The organism is Stenotrophomonas sp. MH181796, assembly GCF_009659995.1.
Taxonomy (GTDB): domain Bacteria; phylum Pseudomonadota; class Gammaproteobacteria; order Xanthomonadales; family Xanthomonadaceae; genus Stenotrophomonas; species Stenotrophomonas riyadhensis.
This window is the reverse complement of the sequence record NZ_RAHU01000004.1, coordinates 253,369-269,969: the sequence shown is the minus strand read 5'-3', so window position 1 is coordinate 269,969 and position 16,601 is coordinate 253,369. Positions and strand designations below refer to the sequence as shown.

The following is a 16,601-nucleotide window of genomic DNA, read 5'->3' as shown; positions in this document are numbered from 1 at the left end:
TTTACCAACGCATCACTCGGCCGGCACCCGCACCTTGCCTTCCATCAGCACGCGGGCGCTGCGGCTCATGATGGCCTTGGTCACCGTCCACTGGCCGTCAACGAGACCGGCCTGCGCACCCACGCGCAGCGTGCCGGAGGGATGACCGAAGGTCACCGCTTCGCGTTCGCCACCACCGGCGGCACGGTTGACCAGGGTGCCCGGAATCGCCGCCGCAGTACCGATCGCCACGGCGGCCGTGCCCATCATCGCGTGGTGCAGCTTGCCCATCGACAGCGCACGTGCGTGCAGGTCGATGGCCGAGGCCGCAATGGCCTTGCCGCTGGACGACACATAGTCCTGCGCCGGCGCCACGAAGGCCACCTTCGGCGTGTGCTGGCGGGTCGCCGCATCTTCCAGGTTTTTGATCAGACCCATGCGCAGCGCGCCATGTGCGCGGATGGTCTCGAATTTCTGCAGTGCGGCCTTGTCCTCGTTGATCGCCGGCTGCAGCTCGGTGCCGGTGTAGCCCAGGTCGGCGGCGTTGAGGAAGATGGTCGGGATGCCGGCGGTGATCATCGTCACCTCGAAGCTACCCACGCCGGGCACTTCCAGGGTATCGACCAGATTGCCGGTCGGGAACATCGCGCCCGCATCGCCGTCATCGGACGGATCGATGAATTCCAGCTGGATCTCGGCGGCCGGGAAGGTCACGCCATCCAGCTCGAAATCGCCGATCTCCTGTACTTCGCCATCGCGCATCGGCACGTGCGCGATGATGGTCTTGCCGATGTTGGCCTGCCAGATGCGCACGGTGCACAGGCCGTCACGCGGCACGCGGGCCGGATCGATCAGACCATTGGCAATCGCGAACGGACCCACCGCAGTGCTGAGGTTGCCGCAGTTGCCGCTCCAGTCGACGAAGGCGGTGTCGATCGACACCTGGCCGTACAGGTAGTCCACGTCGTGGTCAGGCACCGAGGCGGTGGAGATGATCACGCACTTGCTGGTGCTGGAGGTGGCGCCGCCCATGCCGTCGGTCTGCTTGCCATACGGATCGGGCGAACCGATCACGCGCATCAGCAGCGCATCGCGTGCGGCGCCAGGCACCTGCGCGGCCTCGGGCAGGTCCTGCAGGCGGAAGAACACGCCCTTGCTGGTGCCGCCGCGCATGTAGGTGGCGGGAATACGGAGTTGCGGGAGGAAGGTCATGGATCAGTATCCTGGATGCGACGAACCAATATCGGGGTTGAGCTCCTCGTCTTCGAACAGTGCTTCCATGCCCCGCGAAGCATTCCAGATGCGCACGATGGAAACGTGCCCAGGTAGCTCCACGTAGTAGACCAGGTAGCCGTTGAAGCGACGAACCGGATGAAAGCGCAACGGGGCGGCGAGGCAGGGCAACAAATCCGCATGCAGTGCGGAACCAGCACCCGGGTGCGCCTCGATCAGCTTTACAACGGATTCCACCGCATCGATGAAGCCGATTTCCAGCACTTCTCCGCCTTGATCTGCATACCAGCCTGCTGCCTGGTCAAGATCTCGAACCGCTGCGGGGGACCAGTGCGAGGGCTTCACTTGCGGTTCCGTGCACGCTCACGCAGCTTGTCGAAGTGATCCGGCGGCAGAGGCGCCGAAGGTCCCGACGCCAGCCCCTCGGCAATCAACTGCTTGAGCAGCGCTTCAGCCTTGCTGCGCTGACGCTGGCGGATCAGGTCACGCACGTAGTCCGACGTACTGGAGTAGCCGCCTTCGCGCACTTCTTCGTCCACGAACTGCTTGAGCGGATCGGTCAGCGAAATGTTCATGGTGGCCATGAAACCCTCCTTTGGCAGTTTTTGCCAAGTCAGTGTGCGCCCTGCCCTGGTGTCGGACAAGCCCGCCCCCGGCCTCCGGGGGCAGGCATTCAGCCCGGCATCACGCCACCTTGGCGCCTTCCAGGAAGTCCTGGGCGAAGCGCTGCAGCACGCCACCGGCTTCGTAGATCGCCACTTCCTCGTCGCTGTCCAGGCGGCAGGTGACCGGCACGATCACGTCCTGGCCGTCGCGGCGGTGGATGACCAGGGTCAGGTCGGCGCGCGGGGTGCGCTCGCCGACCACGTCGAAGGTCTCGGTGCCGTCGATGCCCAGGGTCAGGCGGGTGGTGCCCGGCTTGAACTCCAGCGGCAGCACGCCCATGCCGATCAGGTTGGTGCGGTGGATGCGCTCGAAGCCTTCGGCCACGATCGCCTCCACGCCAGCCAGGCGCACGCCCTTGGCGGCCCAGTCACGCGAGCTGCCCTGGCCGTAGTCGGCACCGGCGATGATGATCAGCGGCTGTTTGCGGTCCATGTAGGTTTCGATCGCTTCCCACATGCGCATGACCTTGCCTTCCGGCTCCACGCGCGCCAGCGAACCCTGCTTCACGCTGCCGTCGTCGTTGCGCACCATCTCGTTGAACAGCTTCGGATTGGCGAACGTGGCGCGCTGCGCGGTCAGGTGGTCGCCGCGGTGGGTGGCGTACGAATTGAAGTCCTCTTCCGGCAGGCCCATCTTCGCCAGGTATTCACCGGCGGCACTGGACGCCAGGATCGCGTTGGACGGCGACAGATGGTCGGTGGTGATGTTGTCCGGCAGCACCGCCAGCGCGCGCATGCCAGACAGCGTGCGCTCACCCGCCAGTGCACCCTCCCAGTATGGCGGCCGGCGGATGTAGGTGCTCTGCGGGCGCCAGTCGTACAGCGGGCTGACCGCCGCACCGTGCTCCACGCGCACGTTGAACATCGGGTTGTAGACACGGCGGAACTGCTCCGGCTTCACCGCGGCCTTCACCACCGCGTCGATCTCGGCGTCGCTCGGCCAGATGTCCTTCAGGCGCACCTCGTTGCCGTCGGTGTCCACGCCCAGCACGTCCTTCTCGATATCGAAGCGCACGGTGCCAGCGATGGCATAGGCGATCACCAGCGGCGGCGAGGCCAGGAAGGCCTGCTTCGCGTACGGGTGGATGCGGCCGTCGAAGTTGCGGTTGCCCGACAGCACGGCGGTGGAATACAGGTCGCGGTCGATGATTTCCTGCTGGATCTTCGGGTCCAGCGCACCGCTCATGCCGTTGCAGGTGGTGCAGGCGAAGGCGACGATGCCGAAGCCCAGCTTCTCCAGGTCCGGCAGCAGGCCGGATTCTTCCAGGTACAGCTGCACCGCCTTGGAGCCCGGCGCCAGCGAGGACTTCACCCACGGCTTGCGCAGCAGGCCACGTTCGTTGGCCTTGCGCGCCAGCAGCGCGGCGGCGATCACGTTGCGCGGATTGGAGGTGTTGGTGCAGCTGGTGATGGCGGCGATGATCACCGCGCCATCGGGCATCAGCCCCTGCGACTGTTCGGCCTTGCCCGCTTCCAGCTTGGCTGCGTCGGCAATGCCGCGCTCGGCCAGTTCGGCGGTGGCCACGCGCTTGTGCGGGTTCGACGGACCGGCCATGTTGCGCACCACGCTGGACAGGTCGAAGCGCAGCACACGCTCGTACTGCGCGGTGGCCAGGTCATCGGCCCACAGGCCGGTGGTGCGTGCGTAGTTTTCGACCAACGCCACCTGCGATTCCTCGCGGCCGGTCAGGCGCAGGTAATCGATGGTCTGCCCGTCGATGTAGAACATCGCGGCAGTCGCGCCGTACTCCGGGCACATGTTGGAAATGGTGGCGCGGTCACCGATGGTCAGTGCCGCGGCACCCTCGCCGAAGAATTCAAGATACGCACCCACCACGCGTTCCTTGCGCAGGAACTCGGTCAGGGCCAGCACCACATCGGTGGCGGTGATGCCCGGCTGCGGCCTGCCGGTCAGCTCGACACCGATGATGTCCGGCAGGCGCATCCATGAGGCGCGGCCCAGCATCACGTTCTCGGCTTCCAGGCCGCCAACACCAATCGCGATCACGCCCAGCGCGTCCACGTGCGGGGTATGGCTGTCGGTGCCCACGCAGGTATCCGGGAAGGCCACGCCGTCCTGCACGTAGACCACCGGCGACATCTTCTCCAGGTTGATCTGGTGCATGATGCCGTTGCCCGGCGGAATCACGTCCACGTTCTCGAACGCCAGCTTGGTCCAGTCGATGAAGTGGAAACGGTCTTCGTTGCGGCGATCTTCGATGGCGCGGTTCTTCTCGAACGCCTGCGGATCGAAACCACCGCACTCCACCGCCAGCGAGTGATCGACGATCAGCTGCACCGGCACCACCGGATTGACCTTGGCCGGGTCACCGCCCTTGTCGGCGATCGCATCACGCAGGCCGGCCAGGTCGACCAGTGCGGTCTGGCCGAGGATGTCGTGGCAGACCACGCGTGCCGGGAACCACGGGAAGTCGAGGTCGCGGCGGCGCTCGATCAGCTGCTTCAGCGAATCGCCAAGCGTAGCCGGATCGCAGCGGCGCACCAGGTTCTCGGCCAGCACGCGCGAGGTGTATGGCAGGGTGGCATAGGCGCCGGGCTGGATTGCATCGACAGCGGCGCGCGCGTCGAAATAATCCAGCGTGCTGCCGGGGAGGTTCTTGCGGTAATCGGTATTCATGGGCTGGCGGAGTGCTTGAGGCGGGCCGGGTGCCGGCGGTGCGGCGGCGAAAGCATCCGGCCGGCACGGGGCCGGCCGGATGGGTACAGCAGGGGGATCAGACGCGCTTGTCGATGGCGACGAAGTCGCGGTCTTCCGGACCGATGTAGTTGGCGCTCGGGCGGATGATCTTGCCGTCGATGCGCTGCTCGACGATGTGCGCGCTCCAGCCGGCGGTGCGGGCGATCACGAACAGCGGGGTGAACATCGCGGTCGGCACGCCCATCATGTGGTAGCTGACGGCACTGAACCAGTCCAGGTTCGGGAACATCTTCTTGATGTCCCACATCACCGATTCCAGGCGCTCGGCGATGTCGTACATCTTCATGCTGGACTGTTCTTCGGACAGCTCGCGGGCCACGTCCTTGATCACCTTGTTGCGCGGATCGGAGACGGTGTAGACCGGGTGGCCGAAACCGATCACCACTTCCTTGCGCTCGACGCGGGCCTTGATGTCTTCCTCGGCCTCATCCGGGTTGTCGTAGCGCTTCTGCACTTCGAACGCCACTTCGTTGGCGCCGCCGTGCTTCGGGCCGCGCAGCGCGCCGATGCCACCGCAGATCGCGCTGTACATGTCGCTGCCGGTACCGGCGATGACGCGGCAGGTGAAGGTCGAGGCGTTGAACTCGTGCTCGGCGTACAGGATCAGCGAGGTGTGCATCGCCTTCACCCACGATTCCTGCGGCTTCTCGCCGTGCAGCAGGTGCAGGAAGTGGCCACCGATCGAGTCGTCGTCGGTTTCCACGTCGATGGCGCGGCCGTTGTGGCTCCAGTGGTACCAGTACAGCAGCATCGAACCAAGGCAGGCCATCAGCTTGTCGGCGATGTCGCGCGCGCCCGGATGGTTGTGGTCGTCCTTCTCCGGCGCCACGCAGCCGAGCACGGACACGCCGGTGCGCATCACGTCCATCGGGTGCGCCGACGGCGGCAGTTCTTCCAGCGCCGCCTTCACCGCGGCCGGGATGCCACGCAGCGACTTCAGCTTGGCCTTGTACGAAACCAGCTCGGCGCGGGTCGGCAGCTTGCCGTGCACCAGCAGATAGGCGATTTCCTCGAACTCGCTGGTGTTGGCCAGGTCCAGGATGTCGTAGCCACGGTAGTGCAGATCGTTGCCACTGCGGCCCACGCTGCACAGCGCGGTGTTGCCGGCGGCGGTGCCGGACAGGGCGACGGACTTCTTCGGCTTGAAGGTCGGGGTTGCGGTCGTATCGTTCATGTTTCCCTCCGAAAACTTGATGGTGCAGGGTACTGCTTATTTCTTGGCGGCGAACAGTGCATCGAGCTGCTGCTCGAACGCGTGGTAGCCGATGCGGTCGTAGAGTTCTTCGCGGGTCTGCATGGTCTCGACCACATTGCGCTGGTGGCCATCACGGCGCACCGCCTGGTAGACGTTCTCGGCGGCCTTGTTGGCGGCACGGAACGCCGACAGCGGGAACAGCTGGATGGCGACGCCGGCCGAGGCCAGTTCATCACGGCTGAACAGCGGGGTGGCACCGAATTCGGTGATGTTGGCCAGCACCGGCACCTTCACCGCGTCGACGAAGCGGCGGTAGGTCTCCAGGTCGTAGGCGGCCTCGGCAAAGATGCCATCGGCACCGGCCTCGACACAGGCGATGGCGCGCTCGATGGCCTTGTCCACGCCGTCCACCTGGATGGCGTCGGTGCGCGCGATCAGGAAGAAGTCCGGATCGGTCTTGGCATCGGCGGCCGCCTTCACCCGGTCGACCATTTCACCCTGCGAGACGATCTCCTTGCCCGGGCGGTGGCCGCAGCGCTTGGCGCCGACCTGGTCCTCGATGTGGCAGGCGGCTGCGCCGGCCTTGATCAGCGACTTCACGGTGCGCGCGATGTTGAACGCGCTCGGGCCGAAACCGGTATCGATGTCGACCATCAGCGGCAGGTCGCAGACATCGGTGATGCGGCGCACGTCCACCAACACGTCTTCCAGGGTGTTGATGCCCAGGTCCGGCAGGCCCAGCGAGCCCGCGGCAACGCCGCCGCCCGACAGGTAGATGGCGCGAAAGCCGGCGCGCTTGGCCAGCAGGGCGTGGTTGGCGTTGATCGCGCCGATCACCTGCAGCGGCGATTCGGCAGCCAGCGCCTCACGGAAACGGGCACCGGCGGAGAAAGGGGCGGAAGCAGTCATGCGGCAATCCAGGTTGAAGAACGGATGGGTAGGCGCAAGCACCATGCCAAGCTGCAAGCAGTTGATTTCACGGGGATGACCGACACGCAGCCGCGAAACAAATGAAACATTGAAACAGATGTATCATGAAACACCCCGTCTGAACCCGTCGCCATGTACCTGCCCCGCTCGCCCCTGCGCCATGCCGATGCCGACCCCGGCCGACCGGTGATCTGGACGGTCAGCGTCTCGCGACTGACCGGCCTGCTCGGCGACGTCATTCCCGAGTTCGACCGCCGCGCGCGCATCGAACAGATCAACCTCGGCTTCGAGGAAGCGGTGGAGGTGATCGGGCAACGCCTGCGCCGCGAGCACTGCGATGTGGTGATTGCTGGCGGCTCCAACGCCGCCTGGCTGCGTGGCCGGCTGGATCTGCCGCTGGTGCCGATCCAGGCCAACGGCTTCGACCTGATGGAGGCGCTGGCGCGAGCGCGACGCATCGCCGGCCGCATCGGCCTGGTCACCCACGCCAGCGACGTGCCGGTGTTCAGCAACTTCCAGCAGAGTTTCGGCCTGGATATCGAGCATCGGCGCTTCGTCACCCGCGAGGACGCGCGCGACTGCATCGCCGACCTGCGCGCCAACGGCATCGAAGTGATCGTCGGCACCGGCATGGCCATCGACCACGCCGAACAGGCCGGCCTGCCCGGGGTGCTGCTGTATTCGGCCGACTCGGTGCGGCAGGCCTTCGAGCATGCGCTGGAACTGACCCAGACCCTGGCCCGCTCCAGCGGCAATCGGCCTACCCCACGCCGACGCCCGGCAGCGCGCGCCGACGCGCATGAACTGCTCGGCGACAGCGAGGCGATGGCGCAGGTGCGCGCGCAGATCGCGCTCTACGCCCCACATGACAGCACCGTACTGGTCAACGGCGAAACCGGCACCGGCAAGGAACTGGTTGCGCGCCAGCTGCACGCGGCCAGCGGCCGTCGAGGCCGCTTCGTCGCGTTGAACTGCGGCGCGATCAGCGAATCGCTGCTGGAGGCGGAGCTGTTCGGCTACAGCGATGGCGCCTTCACCGGCGCACGCCGTGGCGGCCGTGTCGGCCTGGTCGAGGCGGCAGATGGCGGCACCCTGTTCCTGGACGAAATCGGCGAACTGCCGCTGCCGCTGCAGACCCGCCTGCTGCGGGTTCTGGAAGAACGTGAAGTACTGCGCGTGGGCGCCACCGAACCGACACCGGTGGACCTGCGCGTGGTCGCCGCCACCCTGCAGTCGCTGGAGCAGCGCGCGGCGGCCGGCAGCTTCCGCCGCGACCTGTATTACCGTCTGGCCGCGCTGCGCATCGCCCTGCCCTCGCTGCGTGCGCGACGCAGTGACATCCCACTGTTGGCGCAGCACTTCTTCCGCCTGCTGCGTGGCATCGATGCGCCACTGGATGAGGATGCGCTGGCGGTGCTGACCGCCGCCAGTTGGCCAGGCAACGTGCGTGAGCTGCGTAATCTGGTGGATCGGCTGCGCATCCACTGGCAGCCCGGTGAAGGGCTGATTGATGCTGCGCGACTGCTGCAGCTGGCACCCGAACTGGTGAATGAGGGCGCCGCTGCGCTACCACTGGAAAGCAACGGCAAGCGCCCGCCGCGTGCGCAGTTGGAAACGCTGTTGCAGGAACATCGCAATGATCGCGAGGGCATGGCGCAGTCGCTGGGCGTGTCACGCACCACGCTATGGCGCTGGCTGCGCGCGGAGGGATTGTAACCACTCGTTGCCTGGTGGGTGCGAACCTTGGTTCGCACCGCTCTTCCGTCAAGCATCTCATCCACGCATGGCGTGGATCTACCGGAACACACCAAATGCTACAGGCGCACTCCGGCTGCGCGCGGACGATGAGCACTCACCGTACCCAGCGCGCCTCGATGGCGAACCGTCCACTCCCCACCGCCGCAATCCAAAGCAGCAACACCCCCAGCGGCACTTCGCTCAGGTAGAAGAACCAGCTCAGCCAATCGGGCAGGCTCAATCCCGCAGGAATGCGCGCGATGCCATCGGTCATTGCGGCCACCGCACAGATACCCGCCAGCAGCAGGGCCGAGGGGCGACTCAACAGACCCAGCACCAGCAGGCCGCCGGCGATCCATTCAATCGCGCCGAGTACCGGCGCACTGAACACCGGGAACGGAATGCCCGCATCAACCAGCGTATGCACCATGCGCTCGCGCCCCGCGTCGGCGAACACCTTGTTCCAGCCGGACACGCAGAACATCACCCCGGCGACGATGCGGGCAAGCAGCAGCAGGAAGGCTTCCACGCCGCGGCGCGGTGGAGGCACGGCAAACAGGCAACGCCAGGAGGGCATGGCAATTCCGGAAGTCGAGGGCATCCAGCCGAGTGTGCAGGTCACTGGCCTGCTCGCAGATGAAGCGAACCCGTCGGTTCGCGACAATCTGCTCCTGTAGCGTCGATCCATGCTCGACTGCTTTTCGTACCGGAGCAACAGCAGTCGAGCATGGCTCGACACTACGGGAGCATCGCCAACCAAGGTTGGCGGCTACCGGGGCAGCTCGGCATCCAACGCCATGCGGAAATACACGACGCGCTCGGTTTCCTCGAAGCCACACGCGCGATGCGCGGCGTGCGCCTGTACGTCTTCCATGCGACTGTCAGAGGCCAGCTCGCTGCAGCCGGCTGCGCGCGTCCACGCCTGCACTGCCGCCAGCAGAGCGCGGCCCACGGCGTGGCCCTGCCACGGCGGCTGCACGTACCAGCCTTCCAGGAAGCCGACTGGCGAAGACTCGGTGCCATTCACGTAGTCATGACGCAGGCGTACTTCGGCAAAGCCCACCGCTTCGCCACCGGCCAGACAAGCGAGGAATACCGCGCCTTCGGCATCGGCCAGCGACTCCGCCAGTTCCTCCAGCGGATCATCGGCATCGGGCCACAGGCCCAGCCGCAACTGCGCCCACGCGGCCGCATCGGCCGGCGTGGCCTGGCGGATCGTGGGCGCGCTGTCGATCACGGGTACAGCAGGCGCTTGCTCCAGCGCCCTTCGGCACCGGCTTCATAGCACCAGCGTTCGTGCAGGCGGAACTGCGCGCCGTACCAGAACTCGATGCGGTCAGGCACCACGCGCAGGCCGCTCCAGCCGTCCGGGCGCGGCACGTCCTTGCCCTCGAAGCGGGTTTCGATCTCGGCCACGCGCGCGTCGAATTCCTCGCGCGTCGCCAACGTCTTCGACTGCTGCGAGGCCCAGGCGCCGATCTGGCTCATGCGCGGGCGGCTGGCGAAATAGGCATCGGCCTCGGCGTCGGCAACCTGCTCGACACGGCCTTCGATGCGCACCTGGATGCCGGCCTCGCGCAGGCTGCGCCACAGGAACAGCAGCGCGGCCTGCGGATTGGCCTGCAGCTCCTGGCCCTTGTGGCTGTCCAGGTGGGTGTAGAAGACGAAGCCACGCTCGTCGAAGGCCTTCAGCAGCACGGTGCGCGCCGAGGGACGGCCCTGCGTATCGGCGGTAGCCACGGTCATCGCGTTCGGCTCGACCTCGCGGCTCTGTTTGGCCTCCTCGAACAGGCCGGCAAACGTGGACAGGGCTTCGGCGTACAGGTCGCTCATGATTGCGTTCTTCTCACACGGATTGGGCTATTGTGGCTGCATGGCCGCTGCTGCGTATATGCCCCAGGTGAAAGGATTCCCCGAAACATTGGCCGAACAGGCGCTGGATGATGCGCTGGGCAGCGGTGCAGCGGTTCCAGTATTGGCGATCAGCGGCCTGCAGGGGAGCGGCAAATCGACGCTGGCCGCGCAGGTGGTGGCGCGCGCCCAGGCACGCGGCCTGAACGCGGCCACGCTGTCGATCGATGACGTCTACCTCACCCGTGCACAGCGCCAGCGACTGGCCCGCCAGGTGCATCCGCTGCTGATCACTCGCGGCCCGCCCGGCACCCACGACCTGCCGCTGGCCCATGCCGTGCTGGACGCGGTGGCCGCACGCCAGCCCTTCGCCATGCCGCGCTTCGACAAGCTGGCCGACGAACGCCTGCCCGAAGCGCAATGGCCGCAGCTGCAACAAACGCTGGACCTGCTGGTATTCGAAGGCTGGTTCCTGGGCACGCCCGCGCAGGACGACGACGCGCTGGACAGCCCGCTGAACGCGCTGGAACGCGAGGCCGACGCCGATGGCCGATGGCGTCGCTGGTGCAACCAGGCGCTGGCCCGAGACTACCCGGCGCTGTGGCAGCGCTGCGACCGCCTGTGGTTCCTGCAGCCACCGGATTTTTCGGTGGTACCGCGCTGGCGCTGGCAGCAGGAACAGAACCTGCAGGCCGCGCAGCCGGGCCGGCACGGCATGAGCCGGCCACAGCTGGAGCGCTTCGTGCAGTACTACGAGCGGGTCAGCCGGCAGGCACTGCACGCCCTGCCCGCCTTGGCCGACCACGTGGTGGTGCTGGACGGCCAGCGCCAGGTACAGGACGTGCGCTGAGCGCGCCTATTCCACCAGGAACGTCACCCGCAGGTTGACCCGCCATTCGGTGATCTCGCCGCTGCCATTGGTGACCACCTTGGTCTCGTTCACCCAGGCGCCCTGGATGCCCTTGACCGTCTCGGAGACCTTCTTCAGCCCGCTGCGCACGGCGTCTTCCACGCTCTTCGGCGAGGAGGCGGTGATTTCGATGACCTTGGCGACCGTCATGGCCTGTACTCCGGCTGGCGCGGGAGACCCCGCAGGAACGCCTACCCTGACGTGAAGAACGTAAAGGCCGGGGCACGGAGGTGTTAGCATCAGAGGGCATGAATCCTGCTCCGAACCTGATCCTGATCGGCCCGATGGGCGCCGGCAAAACCTGCATCGGCCGCCGCCTGGCCGAGCGCTTCACGCTGGACTTCGTCGATGTCGACCAGGCCATCGTCGATGCCGCCGGCGCCAGCATTCCGACCCTCTTCGAGCACTCCGGCGAAGCCGGCTTCCGCAGCCATGAACGCGAGGCGCTTGCGCGCGTGCTGGAAGGCCGTAACCAGCTGGTCTCCACCGGTGGCGGCGCGGTGCTGGATCCCGGCAACCGTGCACTGATCGCCCGGCGTGGCTTCGTGGTCTACCTGCGGGTCAGCGTGGCCGCGCAGCTGGAACGCCTGGCCCGCGACAAGGGCCGGCCGCTGCTGCAACGCCCGGACCGCGAGCAGGTGCTGCACGATCTGGCTGCTCACCGCGACCCGCTGTACCGCGAACTGGCCGACCTCACCCTCGATACCGACCCGTATACCGCTGCCGACGCGACCGCCCACCTGGTGGTCAAGCTGGCCACGCAATGGCAGCGCCAGGACCTGACCGCATGACTCCCCCCGCCCTGCTGCAGGTCGCCGTTGGCGGCGACCGCCCTTACTCCATCACCATCGGCGCCGGTGCCCAGGCCGACGGCGCTGCGCTGGCCTCGCATGTCCGCGGCCGCCACGTGCTGCTGCTCAGCGACAGCGAAGTGGCTCCGCGCTACCTGGCCGCCGTGAAGCAGACACTGTTGGCCGCACGCCCCGACCTGATCGTCGGCGAGCACGTGCTGGCCGCCGGCGAAGCCTCCAAGACCCTGGCCGAATTCGGCCGCGCGATCGAAGCGCTGGCCGCGCTCGGCGCCACCCGCGACGCCTGCGTGTTCGCCCTCGGCGGCGGCGTGGTCGGTGACCTCGCCGGTTTCGCCGCCGCCTGCTGGATGCGCGGCGTGGACTGCGTGCAACTGCCGACCACCCTGTTGGCGATGGTTGATTCATCGGTGGGCGGCAAGACCGCGGTCGACATTCCGGCCGGCAAGAACCTGGTCGGCGCGTTCCATCCGCCGCGCGCGGTGATCGCCGATACCCGCGTACTGACCACCCTGCCGCCGCGCGAGCTGCGCGCCGGCCTGGCCGAAGTGGTGAAGTACGGCGCGCTGGGCGATGCGGTGTTCTTCGAATGGCTGCAGCAGCACGCCGATGCGCTGCTGGCCGGCGAGGATGCGGTGCTGGCCGAGGCAATTGCACGCAGCTGCCGGCACAAAGCCGCCATCGTCGAACGCGATCCGTTCGAGAAGGGGGAGCGTGCCCTGCTCAACCTGGGACACACCTTCGGCCACGCCATCGAGACCGAACAGGGCTATTCCGCCCCGGGCCGTGATGCGCTGAACCATGGCGAGGCGGTGGCGGTGGGCATGGTCCTGGCGGCAAAGCTGTCCACCGACCTCGGCCTGGCCGACGATGCCGACCGCGTGCGCCTGCAGGCACTGCTGGAGCGTCTGGGTCTGCCGGTGACGATCCCCGCAGGACTGGACCCGCAGGCCTTGCTCGGCCGCATGCGGCTGGACAAGAAGAACGTGGCCGGCCGCCTGCGCCTGGTGCTGTGGCGCGGCATGGGCCGCGCCGAAGTGGTGCCGGACGTGGATGAAGCGGCGGTGCTGAAGGTGCTGTCGGCCCGGTAGCGCCGGCCGCTGGCCGGCTTCCCCGCTCATGACGTTGCCGGCCAACGGCCGGTACGACCGCGTTGCGGCCGGGGTCACCCTGGCCCCGCTACAATCGGCGCCATGCACGTCTACCTGCAACATCCCGACGCCGGTGCGCAGGCACCGCGCTTCCTGCGCCTGAGCCTGCAGCCGGATCTGTTCGGCGGCTGGGAACTGCTGCGCGAGAGCGGCCGCGTCGGCAGCCGCTCGCAGCTGCGGCGCGAGCTGTTCCTGCAGGCCGACGAAGCCCGCCACGCCTTCGAGAAGGCCCGCGATGCCGAACTGCATCGCGGCTTCCAGATCCTTTCGCACGGCGACTGACGCCGCTGCCTCATTCGCCCAAGGAATGCCCATCGTGACCAGCCCTCTCCGCAACGATCGCCTGCTGCGCGCCCTGCGCCGCGAACCGGTGGACTGCACCCCCGTCTGGCTGATGCGCCAGGCCGGCCGCTACCTGCCGGAGTACCGCGCGACCCGGGCCAAGGCCGGCAGCTTCCTGGCCATGGCCAAGAATCCGGAGATTGCCTGCGAGGTCACCCTGCAGCCGCTGCGCCGCTTCCCGCTGGATGCGGCCATCCTGTTCTCGGACATCCTCACCATTCCCGATGCGATGGGGCTGGAGCTGTACTTCGTCGAAGGCGAAGGCCCGAAGTTCCGCCACCCGGTGCGTGATGAAGCGGCCATCGCCAAGCTGGCGGTGCCGGACATGGAACAGGACCTGGGCTACGTGATGGACGCGGTGCGCCTGATCCGCCGTGAGCTGGACGGCCAGGTGCCGCTGATCGGTTTCTCCGGCAGCCCGTGGACGCTGGCCTGCTACATGGTGGAAGGCGGCGGCAGCAAGGACTTCGCGCGGATCAAGGCGATGGCACTGAACCATCCGCAGGCCCTGCACCGCCTGCTGGAGGTCACCACCGAGGCGGTGATCGCCTATCTCGGCGCGCAGCGCGCGGCCGGCGCACAGGCCCTGCAGGTGTTCGATACCTGGGGCGGCGTGCTGTCGCCGTCGATGTACCGCGAGTTCTCGCTGCGCTACCTGCAGCGCATCGCCGAGGGCCTGGAGCGCGGCGAAGGCAACGAGCGCACGCCGCTGATCCTGTTCGGCAAGGGCACCGGCCTGCACCTGGAAGCGCTGTCGCAGACCGGTGCCGATGCGCTGGGCCTGGACTGGACGCTGGACCTGGACGAGGCGATGCGCCGCACCGGTGGCCGCGTCGCCCTGCAGGGCAACCTCGACCCGACCACGTTGTACGCCTCGCCGGATGCGATCGCCGCCGCTGCAGCACGCGTGCTCGACACCTATGCCGCCGGCAACGGTGGTTCGCGCGAGGGCCATGTGTTCAACCTCGGCCACGGCATGTCGCCGGACATGGACCCGGCGCACGTGCAGGTGCTGGTCGACGCGGTGCACGCGCACAGCCAGCGCTGAACAATGCCCATGCGGTTGCGGCGCGATGTTGATCGCGCCGTGACCCGCAGTGCGCGATCATGGCGTCCCCCACGCTGCACCGGCCGCACCCCATGTCCACATCGCCATCGACCTACAACCGCCAGCGCCCCCTGCTGTGGCTGGTTTCGTTGGCGATCTTCATGCAGATGCTGGACTCGACCATCGTCAACACGGCCTTGCCGGCGATGGCGGCCAGCCTGGGCGAGAGCCCGCTGCAGATGCAGTCGGTGGTGTTCAGCTACGCGCTGGCAGTGGCCACCTTCATTCCCGCCTCCGGCTGGATCGCCGACCGCTACGGCACCCGCCGTACCTTCCTGGTGGCGATCATCCTGTTCACCCTCGGCTCGCTGGCCTGCGCGCTGGCCCAGCACCTGCACCAGCTGGTCGGTGCGCGCGTGCTGCAGGGCATCGGCGGTGCGATGCTGCTGCCGGTCGGTCGCCTGGCGGTGATGCGTTCGGTACCGCGTGAGGATTTCCTGCGCGCGATGAGCTTCATCGCCATCCCGGCCCTGGTCGGCCCGTTGATCGGCCCGACACTGGGCGGCTGGCTGGTCGAGATCGCGTCGTGGCACTGGGTGTTCCTGATCAACCTGCCAATCGGCGTGATCGGTTTCATCGCTGCGATGAAGATCATGCCCGACCACTACGCCAGCCATCGCACCCGTTTCGACCTGCGCGGCTACATCATGCTGGCCTTCGCGATGGTGGTGCTGTCGTTGGCACTGGACGGCATCTCCGGGCTCGGAACGCCACATGCGCTGGTGATGCTGATGACCGTGGCTGGCCTGGCCGCGCTGGTCGGTTACTGGCTGCATGCCGCCAACTCCACCGCACCCTTGTTCTCGCTGGCCCTGTTCCGCGTGCCCAGCTACCGCATCGGCATCCTCGGCAACCTGTTCTCGCGCATCGGCAGCAGCGCCATGCCGATGCTGATCCCGCTGCTGCTGCAGGTCGGCCTCGGCCTGGGCCCGATGAATGCCGGCCTGATGATGGTGCCGGTGGCGGCGGCCGGCATGGTGTCGAAGAAGCTGGCGGTGAAGCTGGTCGAGCGCTACGGCTACCGCCGCGTGCTGATGGTCAACACCGTGCTGGTGGGCCTGGCGATGGCCAGCTTCATCCTGATGACACCCGGCCAGCATCTGGCCTGGCGCCTGCTGCAGCTGGCGTTCTTCGGCGCGGTCAATTCACTGCAGTTCACCGTGATGAACACCGTGACGCTGCGGGATCTGGACCGCGAGTTCGCCAGTTCCGGCAACAGCCTGCTGTCGATGGTGATGATGCTGGCCGCCGGTTTCGGCGCCGCGGCCGCCGGCAGCCTGCTGGCCGCATTCGGCAATCACCTGGACAGCAACAGCGCGACCGCCGCGCTGCACGCCACCTTCCTGTGCGTGGGCGCGATCACCCTGACCTCGACGATGATCTTCTGGCAGCTGCCGGACACCAAGCCCGAACCACGGCAGGTCGAGCACGTCGCGGAGTGAGGCGGTTCGGCAGGGTTGCACCCTGCACCCGCAGAGGCCGAAGCCGAAACGACAGCGAGCATTCCGTGGGATGGCGCGGCGGTGTGGGCTTGCAGGACACGCCGTAAACCGGTCCATGGGGGCTCGATGGCGCCATCCATGGCGCCAACGGTCCTGCAAGCCCACACCGCCCCACCTCTGACAGGTTCACGCGGCTGTGGGTAACGGCGACTGTTGGAACGCGCGGTTGTTGGTAGGTGTCGACCTTGGTCGACACATCTGTCAGATATCGAATTCCAGATTGGGGTCAGAGCCCGTTGCGCAGCAACGGGATCCGACCCCGTGCTCCGACAGATCGCGGAAAGCTTTCGAAGGCGGGGTGGGTCCGGTGGCGGGAGTGTCCGCGGCATGGGTCCGAGGCATGCCTCGGGCGGGTTGGGCAGGATGCCCAGCCCCGGTCTTGCCGTGTGCGCAGGACAGCGCACACGAGCAAGCCGCGGCCAAGCCCCCAGGGACGGGTTTACGGCGTCTCCCGCCACCGGACCCACCCC

At 67.3% G+C, this 16,601-nt stretch carries 17 protein-coding genes; 7 read left to right on the top strand and 10 right to left on the bottom strand.

The annotated features are described in order from the left end of the window. Positions 1 to 12 precede the first annotated feature (12 nt). From prpF to prpB, 6 genes are all read right to left on the bottom strand, one after another. Positions 13 to 1,191, bottom strand: a complete 1,179-nt coding sequence (gene prpF / locus D5301_RS11520; RefSeq protein WP_110713177.1) for a 2-methylaconitate cis-trans isomerase PrpF — start codon at positions 1,189 to 1,191, stop codon at positions 13 to 15. 3 nt (positions 1,192 to 1,194) lie between these two features. Next, positions 1,195 to 1,557 (bottom strand): type II toxin-antitoxin system RelE/ParE family toxin, encoded by a 363-nt coding sequence (locus D5301_RS11515; RefSeq protein WP_164161713.1) that lies wholly within the window; start codon positions 1,555 to 1,557, stop codon positions 1,195 to 1,197. After that, a complete protein-coding gene (locus D5301_RS11510) occupies positions 1,554 to 1,796 on the bottom strand; it encodes a type II toxin-antitoxin system ParD family antitoxin (protein WP_110713180.1) in 243 nt (80 codons plus the stop codon). Before D5301_RS11510 ends, D5301_RS11515 begins: the two co-directional genes overlap by 4 nt. Positions 1,797 to 1,896: 100 nt before the next feature. Continuing rightward, the gene (acnD, locus tag D5301_RS11505) at positions 1,897 to 4,515 is read right to left on the bottom strand and encodes a Fe/S-dependent 2-methylisocitrate dehydratase AcnD (RefSeq protein ID WP_153855750.1); all 2,619 of its coding nucleotides are present in this window, start codon (positions 4,513 to 4,515) and stop codon (positions 1,897 to 1,899) included. A 97-nt stretch (positions 4,516 to 4,612) separates the two neighbouring features. Beyond that, positions 4,613 to 5,770, bottom strand: coding sequence for a 2-methylcitrate synthase (prpC, locus tag D5301_RS11500; protein ID WP_014038133.1), 1,158 nt, complete (start codon positions 5,768 to 5,770; stop codon positions 4,613 to 4,615). A 36-nt stretch (positions 5,771 to 5,806) separates the two neighbouring features. Next, on the bottom strand, positions 5,807 to 6,700 hold the full coding sequence (gene prpB / locus D5301_RS11495; RefSeq protein ID WP_075677355.1) for a methylisocitrate lyase: 894 nt from the start codon (positions 6,698 to 6,700) through the stop codon (positions 5,807 to 5,809). Between the two features lie 153 nt (positions 6,701 to 6,853). On the opposite strand from prpB, the gene prpR reads away from it, so the two are divergent. Next, a complete protein-coding gene (gene prpR, locus D5301_RS11490) occupies positions 6,854 to 8,437 on the top strand; it encodes a propionate catabolism operon regulatory protein PrpR (RefSeq protein ID WP_110713182.1) in 1,584 nt (527 codons plus the stop codon). A 136-nt stretch (positions 8,438 to 8,573) separates the two neighbouring features. Here the strand turns inward: prpR and D5301_RS11485 are convergent, their stop codons facing one another. The 3 genes from D5301_RS11485 to pdxH all read right to left on the bottom strand — a co-directional run bounded on the left by D5301_RS11485 (position 8,574) and on the right by pdxH (position 10,291). Further along, complete coding sequence (locus D5301_RS11485; protein ID WP_153855749.1) at positions 8,574 to 9,035, bottom strand: DoxX family protein; 462 nt, start codon at positions 9,033 to 9,035, stop codon at positions 8,574 to 8,576. 192 nt (positions 9,036 to 9,227) lie between these two features. Continuing rightward, the gene (gene aacA / locus D5301_RS11480; protein WP_110713186.1) at positions 9,228 to 9,695 is read right to left on the bottom strand and encodes an aminoglycoside 6'-N-acetyltransferase; all 468 of its coding nucleotides are present in this window, start codon (positions 9,693 to 9,695) and stop codon (positions 9,228 to 9,230) included. Beyond that, the gene (pdxH, locus tag D5301_RS11475; RefSeq protein ID WP_110713187.1) at positions 9,692 to 10,291 is read right to left on the bottom strand and encodes a pyridoxamine 5'-phosphate oxidase; all 600 of its coding nucleotides are present in this window, start codon (positions 10,289 to 10,291) and stop codon (positions 9,692 to 9,694) included. Before pdxH ends, aacA begins: the two co-directional genes overlap by 4 nt. A 40-nt stretch (positions 10,292 to 10,331) precedes the next feature. On the opposite strand from pdxH, the gene D5301_RS11470 reads away from it, so the two are divergent. Then, entirely contained in the window at positions 10,332 to 11,159 is an 828-nt protein-coding gene (locus D5301_RS11470) for a kinase (protein ID WP_110713189.1), read from the top strand. 6 nt (positions 11,160 to 11,165) lie between these two features. On the opposite strand, the gene D5301_RS11465 is transcribed toward D5301_RS11470, so the two are convergent. Next, positions 11,166 to 11,369 (bottom strand): dodecin family protein, encoded by a 204-nt coding sequence (locus D5301_RS11465; RefSeq protein WP_005410663.1) that lies wholly within the window; start codon positions 11,367 to 11,369, stop codon positions 11,166 to 11,168. 98 nt (positions 11,370 to 11,467) lie between these two features. On the opposite strand from D5301_RS11465, the gene D5301_RS11460 reads away from it, so the two are divergent. From D5301_RS11460 to mdtD, 5 genes are all read left to right on the top strand, one after another. Next, on the top strand, positions 11,468 to 12,010 hold the full coding sequence (locus D5301_RS11460) for a shikimate kinase (RefSeq protein WP_110713190.1): 543 nt from the start codon (positions 11,468 to 11,470) through the stop codon (positions 12,008 to 12,010). Next, positions 12,007 to 13,119: a 3-dehydroquinate synthase gene (gene aroB, locus D5301_RS11455; RefSeq protein WP_153855747.1), complete on the top strand. Its 1,113-nt coding sequence runs from the start codon at positions 12,007 to 12,009 to the stop codon at positions 13,117 to 13,119. Before D5301_RS11460 ends, aroB begins: the two co-directional genes overlap by 4 nt. Before the next feature lie 102 nt (positions 13,120 to 13,221). Then, positions 13,222 to 13,461: a WGR domain-containing protein gene (locus D5301_RS11450; RefSeq protein ID WP_032127800.1), complete on the top strand. Its 240-nt coding sequence runs from the start codon at positions 13,222 to 13,224 to the stop codon at positions 13,459 to 13,461. A gap of 25 nt (positions 13,462 to 13,486) precedes the next feature. Continuing rightward, positions 13,487 to 14,569 carry a uroporphyrinogen decarboxylase gene (gene hemE, locus D5301_RS11445; protein WP_012511848.1) on the top strand — a complete coding sequence of 361 codons (1,083 nt, stop codon included), beginning with the start codon at positions 13,487 to 13,489 and terminating at the stop codon, positions 14,567 to 14,569. A gap of 92 nt (positions 14,570 to 14,661) precedes the next feature. Beyond that, positions 14,662 to 16,071, top strand: a complete 1,410-nt coding sequence (gene mdtD, locus D5301_RS11440; RefSeq protein WP_010482759.1) for a multidrug transporter subunit MdtD — start codon at positions 14,662 to 14,664, stop codon at positions 16,069 to 16,071. Positions 16,072 to 16,601: the final 530 nt, after the last annotated feature.